The following is a 13,866-nucleotide window of genomic DNA, read 5'->3' as shown; positions in this document are numbered from 1 at the left end:
CGCCTGCGTGGCAGCACTCCTCCCGGTCGCCGCTACCGCCGCACCCGCCGCCCCGACGATTCCCGTCGGCACCGCCCCCGCGATCAATCCCCTCATCCCGTCGCAGCTCGATGCCGAACAGCGCGCCGGCTACGCCGCCGTCTTCGCCAGCATCCGCGCGCAGAAATGGCTCGACGCGCAGCTCCAGCTCGCCTCGATGAAGCCCGGCCCGCTGCACGCCATCGCCAAGGCCGAGCTCCTCACCGCCAAGGGCACGCCCAAGGCCGATCTCGATCCGCTGATGCAGCTCCTCGCCGAAGCGCCTGAGCTGCCGCAGGCGCAGCAGATCTACACGATGGCCTCGTCGCGCGGCGGCGTCGGCCTGCCGCCGCTCCCCGAAGCGCGCAAGCTCACCTGGATCGACGGCGCACCCGCGCGCATCCGCGCCAAGGCGATCAAGAGCGACATGGTCGCCGCCGAACTCGCCATCCGCATGCAGCCTTTCGTGAAGGCCGATGACGGCGTCTCCGCGCAGGCTTTGCTCGATTCGACCTTCGGCCTCTCCAGCGACGCGCTGACCGAATGGCAGCAGAAAGTTGCCTGGATGTATTTCCTCGCCGGCGACGACACCAACGCCCGCACGATGGGCGCGAAGGCCGCCACCGGCTACGGCGACTGGGCCGTGCAGGGCCATTGGGTGCAGGCGCTCGCCGCCTGGCGTCAGCGCGACTATGCCGCCGCCGGCGCGGAATTCGAGACCGTCGCCGCGCGCGCCGCCGATATCGATCTGCGCTCGGCAGCACTCTACTGGGCCTCGCGCGCCGATCTCGCCTCGGGCCGTCCCGACAAGATCGAGGGCCATCTCAAGACCGCCGCGCAATACCGCGAAACCTTCTACGGCCTGCTCGCGCGCCAGACGCTCGGCATCCGCGATCCGCTCGAACAGCATGCCAACGTCTCCGTCGCCGCCGACTGGCAGACGCTGTCGCGCCGCCCCAACATCCGCGTCGCCGCCGCCCTCGTCGAAATCGGCGAAAGCGACCTCGCCGACGAGGTGATCCGCCAGCAGGCGCGCATCGGCGATCCCGGCGAATACAGCGCGCTCGTCCGCCTCACCGGCGCGATGAACCTGCCCTCGACGCTCGTCTGGCTCTCGCACAACGGCCCCGTCGGCGCGCAGCCGCCGGTCGAGGCGCGCTTCCCCGCGCCGAACTGGACGCCCGACGGCGGCTGGCGCGTCGACAAGGCGCTGGTCTACGCTCACGCCCTCCAGGAATCGCGCTTCCGCACCACCATCGTCAGCAAGGCCGGCGCCTACGGCGTGATGCAGGTGATGCCCGCCGCCGCGATGGATATCGCCCGCAAGCAGGGCCGCAGCTTCGATCGCACCGCGCTCAGCAACCCCGGCACCAACATGGAAGTCGGCCAATCCTATCTCGAACAGCTCCGCGACCAGCCCTGCACCGGCGGCCTGCTGCCCAAGGTCATCGCCGCCTATAACGCCGGGCCGCTGCCGGTCAGCCTGTGGAACGCGCAGGCGCGCGACGGTGGCGATCCTTTGCTCTACATCGAATCGATCCCCTATTGGGAAACGCGCGGTTACGTCACGACCGTGCTGCGCAACTACTGGGTCTATGAGGGCCAGACCGGCAAGAAGGCATCGCCCAGCCGCGCCGCGCTCGCGCAGGGCCTCTGGCCGCGCTTCCCCGGCATGAAGGGCGAACCCGCCGTGCGCCTCACCTCCTCGGGGGCGAACCCGGTCGCGATCGCCAGTGCCCGCTGAGGGCGACGGCTTCCTGCCCGTCAGGATCGCCGTCCTCACCATCTCCGACACCCGCACCTTCGCCGACGACCGTTCGGGCGATCTCCTCGCCCAGCGCCTGACCGACGCCGGCCACCTCCTCGCCGACCGCGGGATCGTGCCCGACGATGCCGATCACATCGTCGCCCGCCTCCATGCGCTGATCGACGATCCCCAGGTCGATTGCATCATCACCACCGGCGGCACCGGCGTCACCGGCCGCGATGTTACGCCCGAGGCGATCGAGCGCGTCGCCGACAAGATGATCCCCGGCTTCGGCGAACTCTTCCGCTGGCTCAGCTTCCAGACGATCGGCACCTCGACGGTACAATCGCGCGCCTGCGCCTGCGTGACGCGCGGCACGTATATTTTCGCGCTGCCCGGCTCGACCGGCGCGGTGAAGGACGGCTGGGACGGCATCCTCGCCCAGCAACTCGACAGCCGCCACAAGCCCTGCAACTTCGTGGAACTGATGCCGCGCCTCATGGAGCGTTGAGACGCCGTCAGGGCGCGCTGTGCGCCTTCAGGCCGCTGCCGAAACGCGCGGTCAGGCGTGTCAGCATCTTGCGCGCCGCCACGTCGTAGGTCTGCGCCAGCCCCCACGCGGCGAGCGCCAGCACGACGATCAACGCGATGCCGATCGCCGGCGCGAACTGCTCGACACGCCCGCCGGTGAACTTCGCCATCACGCCCGTCACCAGCGCCAGTGCCGGCATGTGAATGGTGTAGAGCGGATAGGAGATCAGGCCCGGCACCGTATAGGCGCGGATATTGGCCTTCGGCTCGTTCGCCAGCGCGGCAATCACCAGCAGCGGGAACAGCGCGATCACGGCGAAGAGATCGAAGAACGGCCGCGCGCCCGCGCTGACGGATATGCTCAGCACGGCCACGCTCGCGATCAGGATCATCACCGGCGGCACGCGCCACGCCGGCAGACGCTTCAGCCGGTGCAGACGGCACAGCAACACGCCGAGGAAGAACGAGAAGCCCACGCGTGCGAAGCCGACGACGAAATCGTTCCAGTGCGCGCCGCCTTCCAGATTGCCGAACGCGAACGCCGACGCGACGAGGCCCAGCGCCGAAACCGCGATCAGCAGCTTGACGATCCGGTCGCTCAGCACCGGAAAGATCGCGGCGAACAGAAGGTTGCTCAACAATTCGTAGAACAGCGACCAGGCCGGCGGGTTGAGCACGAACAAAGTCAGGCTCTTGCCCGGAATCGGCGGCGACGGCAGCATCAGCAGCGCCGATGCCATCGCGGTGGAGAAGCCGCCGACCGTCCACACCAGATCCTTGCGCATCAGCAGCGCCGCCGCGATCGGCAGCGCGAAGATCGCGGTGCCGAGGATATACATCGGGTACAGCCGGATCACGCGCACCAACATGAACTTGCCCACGCCCATTCCGCTCGCGAATTTGCGTTCGTAGGAATAGGCGATAACGAAACCGCTCATCAGGAAGAACAGGTCGACCGCCAGATACGAGCTGCCCAGCATGACCGGCGCGACCAGCGGCGCGAAATGGAACATCGCCACGGCGATCGCCGCGACCCCGCGCAGCCCGTCGAGCGTGTAGAATTTGCGTTGACGTTCAGCCTCTTGGATCAGATCGCTCGTCACGTCGCTCTCCGCCCGCCATTCCGTCCGCAGCAACCTGCCACGCACGGAGCGAACGAACAACGCTTATTGCTGCGATGCAGCGCAGCGGCGGGCGGACCCTATCTGCATCGCGCGAATAGGCGTCAGTTCAGCAGCTTCAACACGCTCTGCTGGCTCTGGTTCGCCTGCGCCAGCATCGCCGTCGATGCCTGCGACAGGATCTGCGCCTTGGCGAGGCTGGTCGTCTCCGCTGCGAAATCGGCATCCTCGATCCGGCTGCGCGCGTCGGTCAGGTTGGTGGCGGTGGCGGTCATCGTGTTGATCGCCGACTGCAGCCGGTTCTGCGCCGCACCCAGCGTCGCGCGCACGCCCGAAATCTGCGCGACCGCATTGTCGTAGCGCGTCAGCATCGGCGGCGAGGTGCCGTCGCCGGGCCAGACGTTGCCGTTATTGACGTCGACCACGCCGGATATGGCGTTGTTGACCCAACTCGCCTCCAACAGATCGGGGATCGATACGCTGATCGTATCATTGGCGTTGGCGCCGCTCTGGATCGAAACGACGGTCGGCGCCACCGGGCTCATGTTGAGCTTGCCGAACAGCGTCTTGCCGTTGAAACTGGTGTTCTGGAGGATCGAATAGATTTGCTGGGACAGCGCGTCCTGTTCGGTGCCGATATTGGCGGTGTCTCCGCTGGCATAAGTGCCGTTGAGCTTCTGGATCTCCAGCTCGCGCATCCGCTGCAGCATGTTGGTCACTTCGCCCAGCGCGCCGTCGGCGGTCTGGACGAGGCTGATGCCGTCGTTCGAATTGCGGATGCCCTGGGCCATGCCGCGGATCTGCGAGGTCATCGTCGCGGAAATCGCGAGGCCGGCCGCGTCGTCCGCCGCCGAATTGATGCGTTTGCCCGTCGCGAGGCGGTTCTGCGCCGTCTGCATCATCGCGCTCGATGACGTCGTGGCGTTCGCGGCCCGCAGCGCGGCGATGTTCGTGCCGATAACCGTCATTGATCCTACCCCGTGTGCGCCCGCTCACCCCCCGTGAGCACTCCCGGCGTAACGGGGTGAACGACGATTAACCGGCAAGGTTTAGCCGGTTTTCCGGCAAGCGCTTGCCGCTTTCGGGATTATCCGCGCCCGATCAGGCGCTTGGCGATCGTGTCTGCCACGTCCGAAGCCGGTGCGCCGGTGCGCGCGCTCTCGTCCCACACCTCGGCCAGCCGCTCGGGGATCTTGGCGATCCGCGCCTCGACCTCGGCACGGCTGCCCTGCCCGAGATATTCGAGCGCGACGTTGATGATGCCGCCCGCGTTGATGACGTAATCCGGCGCGTAGAGGATGCCCCGGTCCCGCAACCGCGCACCGTCCTCACGGCGTGCAAGCTGGTTGTTCGCGCCGCCCGCGACGACCGTGGTCTTGAGCGCGCCGATCGACGCCTCGGTCAGGATCGCGCCGAGCGCATTGGGGCTGACGATATCGGCCTCGATGCCGAGGATCGCATCCGCCACCACCGTCTCCGCGCCCAATTCCGCCGCCAGCGCGGCGGCGCGCGCCGCGTCCACGTCCGCCAGCGTCAGCCGCGCGCCGTCCGCCGCCAGCAACCGCGCAAGGCCCCCGCCGACGCTGCCGACCCCCTGGATCGCGACATGCACACCCTTCATGTCGCCCGCGCCCAGCCCGCGCCGCGCCGCCGCCTTCACGCCGAGGTACACACCCATCGCCGTCGACGGCCCCGGATCGCCGCCCGCGCTGCCCGCCGCCACCGGCAGGCCGGAGACGTGGCGCGTCGTGCCCGCGATCGTCACCATATCGGCGTCGCTCATGCCGACGTCCTCCGCCGTCACGTAGCGCCCGCCGAGCGACTCGATCGCGCGGCCGAACGCCTGCAGCAGCTCCGGCGTCTTGATCCGGTCGGCAGGCGCCAGGATCACGCCCTTGCCGCCGCCCATCGGCAGCCCCGCCATCGCGTTCTTGAAGCTCATGCCGCGCGACAGCCGCAGCGCGTCGGTGATCGCCGCATCGCTGTCGGCATAGCGCCAGAAGCGCACGCCACCCGCCGCCGGCCCGAGGTGCGTGGAATGCACCGCGATGATCGCGCTCAGCCCCGATGCCGCATCGGTGAAGAGATGCACGCCCTCATGATCATCGAAATCGGGGAAGCCCCAGCTGTTCGGCACGGCTGATATCCTTGGGGGAAAATGGGGCGACCGACGGGACTTGAACCCGCAACATCCGGCATCACAAGCCGACGCTCTAACCAATTGAACTACGATCGCCGCAGAACGCGGGCCTCTAGCGGGAGGGAGGCCGATGCGTCAAGAATATCAGCGCACCAAAATCACAGCTTCCCCTCGATCGGCAGCGACCAGCCCCCCGGCCCCGACTGGAATCCCGCCAGCCGCAGCCGGTCCGCCGCCGCCGGATCGGTCGGCTGGACGGAAAGATCGGCACGGAAATGCCCGTCCTGCCACACGCGCACCGTCGCGCGTTCGGTCCCCGCCTGGCTGGCGAGCGGCAGCAGCAGCGCGCCGGCATCGCAGCGCGCCTCGCCCGACAGGCCCTGCCCCAGGCTGATCCCGGCAATGTCGCCCGACAGCGTCGCCTTCACCCGCCCGCTCGCCGTCCTGCAATTGCCCCCCTCGAAACGAAGATCGACCTCGGTCAGGTCGAGTGCGGAGATCGGCACCGGCGCGAAGATGTTCCCGGCAGGCAGCGTCGCCGTCATCTTGTCGATGCCGATCGCGTGGCGACTCGTCTCGATCGCGCCGTGCAGGCTGCGGCCCATGTCGCCCGCCTGCCCCGCCAGCCCGATGCGCGCGCGCCCGGTCAGCAGCGGCAGCGGCGACAGCGCGACGTCGAGATCGCCCAGCGCGATTCGCCCGACCTGCGCCTCGCGCACCGATCCGCACCATACGGCACCGCTCACTTCGCGCGCCGTCAGCCCCTGCTCGCCCACGCCGAGCGCGCCAAGCACGAGTCGCATCGGCAGCAGCACGATGAGTGCGACGACGAACACCGCGCCGAAGATCGTCAGCGGGCTCGCGCTCAGCCGGATCATCGCGCCGCCGCCTTCAGCGTCATGCGCACCGACACCGTCTTGTTGCCGTTGTCGCTCGCCGTGAGCTGGTCGACGAGGATGCCGCCCCCCTCCAGCCCGGCGATCCACGTCAGCAGCGCGGCGGGCTTGGCCGATGTGATGGCGATCGCCACGCCGCCGCCCGGCGCGGGCTCTACAGACGCCAGCTGGAACCCCGCCTCGCTCGCACGGTCGCGGATCACGGTGTCGAGCGGCCCGCTCAAACCCGGCACCTTCGCCTTGCCGAGCAGCTCGACCTGGCGGACGCGCGCCTTGGTCTCGCCGTAACGGATCACCGCATCGGCATGCCGCGCCCGCGCCGAGGACAGCGCATCGGTCAGCGGCAGGTACAGCAGCCACAGAATCGTCACCACGAAGAGCCCCGCCATCGCCACCAGCAATTGCTTCTCGCGCGGCGAACGCTCCTCGAACCAGCTCTTGAAGGTCTCGATCATGGCTGCTTCACCGTCAGCACCCCCGTCACGCGCGTGCCCGTCACCGCCAGCGCCGCGCCGGGATCGACCGACAGGCCCGCCGCGCGCAGCCGCTGCTGGAGATCGACGGCGGCGCCCTGCCCCTCGGTCGCGATGCCGATGCGCAAGCTGCCGTGCGGATCGAAGTCGAGGCTCGTCACCTCCGCCCCCGGCACCGCGCGCACGGCAGCGAACACCGTCGCGGCGGTGCGGCTGAACCCGAGCCCTGGCCCCCGCAGCCGCGCCAGCCGTTCGTCGAGCTGGCGGTCGGCATCGTTCACCGTCTCGCCCTTCGGCAACCCGGCGCGCGCGGCCAGATCGGCCTGTTGCTCCAGATCGGCGGCGGCGAAATTGTACCGCGCGATCTGCACCACCGCGATCGTCACCGTCACGCCCAGCACCGCCAGCGCCAGCCACGCCAGCCGCCGCACCAGCGCCCAGTCGATCGCGAACCGGCTCTTTCGCGCGAACGGCCCCTGCCGCAGATCGAGCACCGGCGACGTCACCGCCGCCACGATCGCCGCCTCCAGCGCCTCGCGCGGCAGCGCCGTCGGCGTGACACCTTCGGTGACGATCTCGGTCAGCCCCGCCTCATCGGCAAAGCCGCTCGCCGTCCCGCGCACGACCGTCTCGCCGCCGAGATCGGCCGAAACGAAACCCTGGTCGGGGCGCGGCAACAGCATCGGCGCGGGCAGCAACATCGCCGGATCGACATTGTTCTCTGCCAGCGCCGCCAGCCAGCCACGCATCTGCGCCAGCTCCACCACGCCGATCGGCCGCTCGCTCCCGTCCGCCTCGCGCCCGACCGCGACGTGCAGGTCGGCGATCGGCGAGGCGCTGGCATCGGCGGCGAGGATGCGCGCCGCCGTCACCGATTGCGCGGTCGAGCGATCGGGCAGCTCCGCCCAGTGCAACGTCACCGCATCGCCGGGCACCACCGCGACCGGCGGCGGCGCATCGCCCTCCGGCGCCGGCGGAAAACCCTCGCCGCGCGCCGTCACGGCGTCGCCCGCGATGCGCAGCCAGCGCCAGGACGCATCGGCGCCGGGCAGGAAAAGGACGAGAGTCTCGCTCATGTTGCCTCGCCCCATTGCCGCGAGACGAGCCGCGCGGGAAGCGCGGAAGCGTCGATCAGCCCATTTTGCTCCAGTTCGCCGTCTTTCAGCCGCACATCGACGCGCAGCGCGAACCATTTGCTCGTCACCGACGAATCGGTCGATGCGCTGCCGGTGTCGCCGATCCCGCCCAGCGCCGACGACGCCCAGAATTTCTCGACCGTATCGTATCCCAGCGCCGGCCGCCCGAGCAGCGCCCGCTGCATCGCCGCGACATTGGGTGCGCCCGGCGTCAGGATCGCCAGCAACGGCGCCTGTTCGGGCCGCAGGGTGTTGACGTTGACCTTCGATTGCAACGCCATCGGCAACGCGCAGATCCACGGCCGCAGCTTGGCGTAGAGTTCGGGCGTCACGCCCTTCACCGCGCGCAGTTCGCTGACGTCGGTCATCAGCATGTTGGGGGTGCGATACGGCACGGCGAGGCCGGCATAATCGCTGTCCTCCGCGCCGTTCGGCTGCACCTCGGTGTCGGTGTCGATCCAGTCGGCCGTCGCCGCCGCGATCGCTTCGGGGGATCGCGCGGGCGCGCCGATCACGCGGATCAGCTTGGCGAAACGCTCCATCGCTGCCGGATTGGCGGTATAGACGCCGTCGCCCGCCTTCAGCACCAGGCCGTTGAGATTGAAGCAATTCCCGCCGTCGACGATGCGCGCGGTGGCGATGCCGCCCGGCACCGGCAGCGCGAACGGCGTCCCGCTCCAGTCGCCCACCAACGAGACCCGGTCGGGGCTCTTGCGGAGCAGGTCGCTGACCTTGATCGTCGCCAGCGCCTCCGTCGCGATCGCCGCCGCGCGCGCCTGATCGAGCGCGATCGCATTGCCGCCGATCTTCGTCGCGATCCGCAATCGCTCCAGCGCCGTCGCCGCCAGCACCGCGATCACCGCGACCAGCAGCAGCACCGTGAGCAGCGCGGCCCCGCGTTCGGATGGCTTACCCGGCATCGACATGCTCGCCATAGCCCGATCCGACGAGGAACAGCGCGCGGAACGGCACGCCGTCACCGCGCACCACGCGCAGCTCGATCGCTTCGGGAAGCGGGATGCGCGCGGACCCCTCCCAATGGTCGCTCCACGCCCCGCCGACGCGGTAGCGCAGCGCCACCGCGCGCACGCCGCCCAGCATCGCGGTCGGCGCATCGGGCTGCGCGCCGTCGAGCATCGGATAGGACACGCGCTGGATCGCGCCATCCGCCAGCCGGTATTCGACCTTCTGCTCCCCCGGCCGCCGCGCGCCGTCGAGGTTGCTCCACCCGCCGCGCACCATCCGCAGCATCGGCGAGGAACCACCGTCCTTGCCGCCCGCGAACGCCGCGACCGGATCGCCGCGCGTATCGCGGCTGTTGCGGTTCACCGCCTGCGCGAGATCGGCCGCCAGCACCGACGTCAGCCGGTTCAGCGCGGACACATCGTCGAGCTTCGCCGCCGTCGCCGTCTGCGCCCGCACGCTGAACGACAGCAGCGCGACCCCGGCGGCGGCGAGCAGGCCGAAGATCATCAGCGAGATCATCACCTCGATCAGCGTGAAGCCGCCTTCTCGGCTCCCCTCCCTGGAAGGGAGGGGATTAAGGGAACGGTCGCCCCTCACAGGCCCGCCCGCACCATCGTCAGCCGCCCGGCCGGACGGCCTGCATCATCGATCACCGCGACGTCGATGCGCAGCACGCGCGGGTCGCCGGTCGGCGCGACGGTGCGCGTCCAGCGCCAGGCCTTGCCGCCATTCTCCTCGACGCCGTTCGCCGTGCCGGTGGCGGGCGGCTTGGCATCGGTCACCGCCTCGATCGCGACGTTGCGCGCGACCATCTGCCCGGTCAGCATCGCATCCAGCACCGACGCCCCGCGGATCGTCGCGCCCTCCAGCCGGATCAGCGCCAGCGCCGCCAGCGCGAACACGGCAAGCGCGACCATCATCTCGATCAGCGTGAAGCCGGTTTCGCGCTCGCGCGGAACCGCCCCGGCACCGGCCGGGGCCCATGAAAAGCGCCCTTCAGCCACCGACCACCACCGATCCGTCCGCCCCGATGCGCACGTCGCGCGCCTCGCCGTCGCGCGACAGGCGCAGGTCGATCGCGTGATCGGCGACGCCGGTCTCGTCGAAGACGACGCGCTCACGCCCCTCGATGCCGCCGATCGCCGCCTGCGTGCCGTCGCTCCATTTGGCCACCTCGAACGGCTTGTCGCTCACCGCCTGCCAGCGGCCACCGGCGCGCGCCTCGAAGCCGTATCCGGCCGGCGTCACCCACACGCTGACCGGGCGCGCCTGGACGATGGCAAGGTCGCGCGCCGCCTTCGTCCGCACAGCAAAACGCGCCGCGTCATCGCTGAGGCGGCCGCGCGGATCGGGCATGGCGAGCACCACCACGGCGGATGCGAGGCCGATGATCGTGATGACGACCATCAGCTCTACCAGCGTGAAGCCGCTCTCGCGGGGTCGCTTATTGCCAACTGCCGATATCGGCATCGACGCCCTCGCCGCCTTCCTTGCCGTCCGCGCCCAGCGTCCAGACGTCGACCTCGCCGTGCGTGCCGGGCGAGGCATAGAGATACGGGTGCTTCCACGGATCGAGCGGCAGTTTCTTGATATAGCCGCCCTTCTGGTATTTCGATGCGTCCACCCCCGGCGGTGCGCTGACGAGCGCGTTGAGTCCCTCCGACGTGGTCGGGTAGCTGCCGTTGGCGAGCTTGTAGAGCTCCAGCGCATTGTCGAGATTGGCGATGTCGGCCTTGGCGGCGGTGATCCGCCCCTTGTCGCCGAGCGGCAGCACATTGACCACGACGATCGTCGCCAGCAGGCCGAGGATGACGATCACGACCATCAGCTCGACAAGCGTGAAGCCGTGTTCGGCGGAACGCCTCAAAGGCGTGAAGCCTTCTTCCTCGCGACGTTTGAACTCAGATTTCATTGTTTTCCTCATCACTGGCCGGCCAGCGTATTGAGCTGCAGGATCGGGAGCAGGATCGATAGCACGATCGTCGCGACGATGCCGCCCATCAACACGATGATCAGCGGCTCCAGCAGCGACAGCGCGGTCGCGGTGAAGCGGTCGAACTCGCGTTCCAGATACTCCGCGGCGCGCGCCAGCATGTCGTCGAGCTGCCCCGCCGCCTCGCCCGATGCGACCAGATAGGTCAGCAGCGGCGGGAACACGCCCGCGCGCCGCATCGCCGCCGACAGGCTCCCGCCGCCGCGGATCGATTCGACGATCTCCTCGGTCGCCAGCCGCAGCCGCGCGTTGTGGATCGTGCCCGTCGTCAGCGTCAGCCCCTCCAGCAGCGGCAGGCGGCTCGCGACCATCGTCGCCAGCGTGCGCGCCATGCGCGCGGCGTGGAGATCGCGCAGCAGCCGCCCGATCAGCGGCAGGCGCAGCACCCAGCTATCGACTGCGAGCTTGATCGCGGGCCGCTTCATCGCCTGCCAGAAGCCGAAACCCGCCAGCGCGACGACGAGCAGCAGTGCCCACCAATAGCCGACCAGAAACGCCGACACCGCGATCACCGCGCGCGTCAGCCAGGGCAATTCCTGGCCCACGGTGTCGAACTGCTCCACCACTTGCGGCACGACGAACATCATAAGCGCAGTGACCACCGCCATCGCCACCACCGCCAGCACCGCCGGATAGGCGAGCGTGGTGATGATCTTGCCGTTGATCTCCGCCTGCCGCTCGAGCAGCGTCGAAAGCCGTTCGAGGATCGTCGGCAGCGCGCCCGATCGCTCGCCCGCCGACACCATCGCGCGATAGAGCGGGGGAAAACTCTTCGGCTCGCGCCCCATCGCATCCGCCAGCCGCCGCCCCTCGACCACGCCCGAATGCACCGATTGCACGATCGCGCGAACATGCTCCTGCTCGGTCTGGCGTGATATCGTACGTAATGATTCCTCCAACGGCGAAACCCGGTTCAGCGTCGCCAACTGGCGCGTGAACAGCGTGAGCTGCTTCGTCCCCATCCGCCGGCGACCGATGCGGAAGCCCGTGACGAGCGCCTTGCCGCGCGGCGGCGGCGGGGCACCGGGATCGACGCGTACGACATACAACCCGCGCCGGTCGAGCGACGCGCGCGCATCGTCCAGCGACGGTGCGGCGATATGCCCCCGCGCCTCCCGGCCCTTCGCGTCGATCACGAGGTAATCGAAGTCAGCCACGCAGCCGCTGTCCTACAGACTTCTGCGGCGCTATGATCGGCGCGCTCTTTCGCATCGTCATCACGTTCGTTCCCGCGAATCCAACGCAAGACCAGACACCGCCAGACCGCCCGATCAGTGTGACTGCAGTGTGACCTTCCGAACGCTCACGCATCGGTATCGACTGCCAGCGGCGCCTCGATATCGGCCATATCGCGCCGCGAGACGCGCACCGCTTCCTCAGGCGTCGTCAGCCCCTCGCGCACCAGTTGCCGCGCCGCCGCGCCGAGGTTCTGCGCGTGGAGGAAAGCATGGCGCGCGATCAGCGCCTCGTCGCCGCCGTCGTTGATCATGCGGCGGATCGTGTCGTCGATGCGGATCGCCTCGAACACGCCGATCCGGCCCTTGAAGCCGGTGCCGTTGCAATGCTCACAGCCGACCGGCTCGTACACCACCGTGCCCGAATCGAAGCCGAGCAATGCCGAGACCGAGCCATGCGCCTGCACCGGCTTGCGGCAGACTTCGCACAATTTGCGCACCAGCCGCTGCGCGATCACCGCACGCAACGTCGAGGCGAGCAGGAACGGCTCGACCTTCATGTCGCGCATCCGCGTGATCGCGCCGACCGCGTCGTTGGTGTGGACGGTCGACAGCACGAGATGCCCGGTGAGCGACGCCTGCACGGCGATCTCGGCGGTCTCGCGGTCGCGGATCTCGCCGACCATCACCACGTCCGGGTCCTGCCGCAGGATCGCGCGCAGGCCCGCTGCGAAGGTGAGGCCGACCTTGGGATTGACCTGCGTCTGGCCGACGCCCTCGATCGCATATTCGACCGGATCCTCGACCGTCAGGATGTTACGGCTGCCGTCGTTGAGCAGGCGCATCGCGGCGTAGAGCGTGGTCGTCTTGCCCGATCCGGTCGGCCCGGTGACGAGGATGATGCCGTTGGGCTCGGTGAGCGCGCCCTTGAGCATCGTGTTCATCGCGGGCGTCATGCCGAGCACGTCGAGCGTGATGCCGGCATTCTCCTTGTCGAGGATACGCAGCACTACGCGCTCGCCCGCGCGGCTGGGCAGCGTCGAGACGCGCACGTCGAGCAGCTTGCCGCCCAGCGTCAGGCCGATGCGGCCGTCCTGCGGGATGCGGCGCTCGGCGATATCGAGCCGCGCCATAACCTTGACGCGGCTGACCACCACGGGCGCCACGTGCGGCGGCATCCGCAGCGTCTCGCGCAGCACGCCGTCGATGCGCATGCGGACGACGAGGCCGGACTCATAAGGTTCGATGTGAATGTCAGACACGCCGTTGCGGGCGGCATCGGCGATGATGCCGTTTATGAGCCGGATCGCGGGCGCATCGTCGGCGGTGTCGAGCAGATCGTCGGCGGTCGGTAGATCGGTCGCGAGGATATCGAGCTCGTCGCCGAGGCCGATGCCGCCCGCCGCCATCGCCGCCGCCTGACCGTCCATCGCGTAGCGATCCGAGAGCAGGCGGTCGAAATCCCCGGCCGACACGATCTCCACCGCGAACGACCGCGCGAGATGGCGGCGCAGTTCGAGCAGCACCTTGGGATCGCTCCCCTCGCGCATCGCCACGCCGAGCCGCTCGCCCTGCACCTCGCCCAGCACCACGCCGAAGCGGCGGGCGAAGGCGTAGGGGATCGCGACCATCACGGACGGCAACGCCACGGGCTCCGGCAGCGCGGCGAT

General features: G+C 69.2%; 15 protein-coding genes and 1 tRNA gene. 2 read left to right on the top strand and 14 right to left on the bottom strand.

Translation table 11 applies throughout. The features are described from left to right. Positions 1–7: 7 nt before the first annotated feature. Positions 8–1,762, top strand: a complete 1,755-nt coding sequence (locus Q5H94_RS02935; RefSeq protein ID WP_304559718.1) for a lytic transglycosylase domain-containing protein — start codon at positions 8–10, stop codon at positions 1,760–1,762. Continuing rightward, a complete protein-coding gene (gene moaB, locus Q5H94_RS02930) occupies positions 1,752–2,276 on the top strand; it encodes a molybdenum cofactor biosynthesis protein B (protein WP_304559717.1) in 525 nt (174 codons plus the stop codon). Before Q5H94_RS02935 ends, moaB begins: the two co-directional genes overlap by 11 nt. 7 nt (positions 2,277–2,283) lie before the next feature. Here the strand turns inward: moaB and Q5H94_RS02925 are convergent, their stop codons facing one another. From Q5H94_RS02925 to Q5H94_RS02860, 14 genes are all read right to left on the bottom strand, one after another. Continuing rightward, the gene (locus tag Q5H94_RS02925) at positions 2,284–3,399 is read right to left on the bottom strand and encodes an acyltransferase family protein (RefSeq protein ID WP_304559716.1); all 1,116 of its coding nucleotides are present in this window, start codon (positions 3,397–3,399) and stop codon (positions 2,284–2,286) included. Positions 3,400–3,521: 122 nt separating this feature from the next. Continuing rightward, a complete protein-coding gene (locus Q5H94_RS02920) occupies positions 3,522–4,385 on the bottom strand; it encodes a flagellin N-terminal helical domain-containing protein (protein ID WP_304559715.1) in 864 nt (287 codons plus the stop codon). Positions 4,386–4,504: 119 nt separating this feature from the next. Continuing rightward, positions 4,505–5,554, bottom strand: a complete 1,050-nt coding sequence (locus Q5H94_RS02915; RefSeq protein ID WP_304559714.1) for a Glu/Leu/Phe/Val family dehydrogenase — start codon at positions 5,552–5,554, stop codon at positions 4,505–4,507. Positions 5,555–5,576: 22 nt separating this feature from the next. Next, a tRNA-His gene (locus Q5H94_RS02910) sits at positions 5,577–5,653 on the bottom strand. A gap of 62 nt (positions 5,654–5,715) precedes the next feature. Continuing rightward, entirely contained in the window at positions 5,716–6,435 is a 720-nt protein-coding gene (gspN, locus tag Q5H94_RS02905) for a type II secretion system protein N (RefSeq protein WP_304559713.1), read from the bottom strand. Then, positions 6,432–6,908, bottom strand: coding sequence for a type II secretion system protein GspM (gene gspM / locus Q5H94_RS02900; RefSeq protein ID WP_304559712.1), 477 nt, complete (start codon positions 6,906–6,908; stop codon positions 6,432–6,434). Before gspM ends, gspN begins: the two co-directional genes overlap by 4 nt. Further along, positions 6,905–8,002 (bottom strand): type II secretion system protein GspL, encoded by a 1,098-nt coding sequence (gene gspL, locus Q5H94_RS02895; protein ID WP_304559711.1) that lies wholly within the window; start codon positions 8,000–8,002, stop codon positions 6,905–6,907. The genes gspM and gspL overlap by 4 nt, the downstream gene beginning before the upstream one ends. Then, a complete protein-coding gene (gene gspK, locus Q5H94_RS02890) occupies positions 7,999–8,982 on the bottom strand; it encodes a type II secretion system minor pseudopilin GspK (RefSeq protein ID WP_304559710.1) in 984 nt (327 codons plus the stop codon). Before gspK ends, gspL begins: the two co-directional genes overlap by 4 nt. After that, a complete protein-coding gene (gene gspJ, locus Q5H94_RS02885; RefSeq protein ID WP_304559709.1) occupies positions 8,972–9,625 on the bottom strand; it encodes a type II secretion system minor pseudopilin GspJ in 654 nt (217 codons plus the stop codon). The genes gspK and gspJ overlap by 11 nt, the downstream gene beginning before the upstream one ends. Next, positions 9,622–10,032, bottom strand: coding sequence for a type II secretion system minor pseudopilin GspI (gspI, locus tag Q5H94_RS02880; RefSeq protein WP_304559708.1), 411 nt, complete (start codon positions 10,030–10,032; stop codon positions 9,622–9,624). The genes gspJ and gspI overlap by 4 nt, the downstream gene beginning before the upstream one ends. Next, the gene (locus tag Q5H94_RS02875; RefSeq protein WP_304559707.1) at positions 10,025–10,498 is read right to left on the bottom strand and encodes a GspH/FimT family pseudopilin; all 474 of its coding nucleotides are present in this window, start codon (positions 10,496–10,498) and stop codon (positions 10,025–10,027) included. The genes gspI and Q5H94_RS02875 overlap by 8 nt, the downstream gene beginning before the upstream one ends. Further along, positions 10,473–10,940: a type II secretion system major pseudopilin GspG gene (gene gspG / locus Q5H94_RS02870; protein WP_304559706.1), complete on the bottom strand. Its 468-nt coding sequence runs from the start codon at positions 10,938–10,940 to the stop codon at positions 10,473–10,475. Before gspG ends, Q5H94_RS02875 begins: the two co-directional genes overlap by 26 nt. Positions 10,941–10,951: 11 nt before the next feature. Next, entirely contained in the window at positions 10,952–12,178 is a 1,227-nt protein-coding gene (gene gspF, locus Q5H94_RS02865) for a type II secretion system inner membrane protein GspF (RefSeq protein ID WP_304559705.1), read from the bottom strand. 146 nt (positions 12,179–12,324) lie between these two features. Further along, positions 12,325–13,827 (bottom strand): GspE/PulE family protein, encoded by a 1,503-nt coding sequence (locus Q5H94_RS02860; RefSeq protein WP_431312131.1) that lies wholly within the window; start codon positions 13,825–13,827, stop codon positions 12,325–12,327. Between the last annotated feature and the right edge of the window lie 39 nt (positions 13,828–13,866).

The sequence above is a fragment of the Sphingomonas immobilis genome, from assembly GCF_030580995.1.
GTDB classification, from domain to species: domain Bacteria; phylum Pseudomonadota; class Alphaproteobacteria; order Sphingomonadales; family Sphingomonadaceae; genus Sphingomonas; species Sphingomonas immobilis.
Note: the sequence above shows the minus strand (reverse complement) of the source record. Positions and strands in the feature narration are given on the sequence as shown.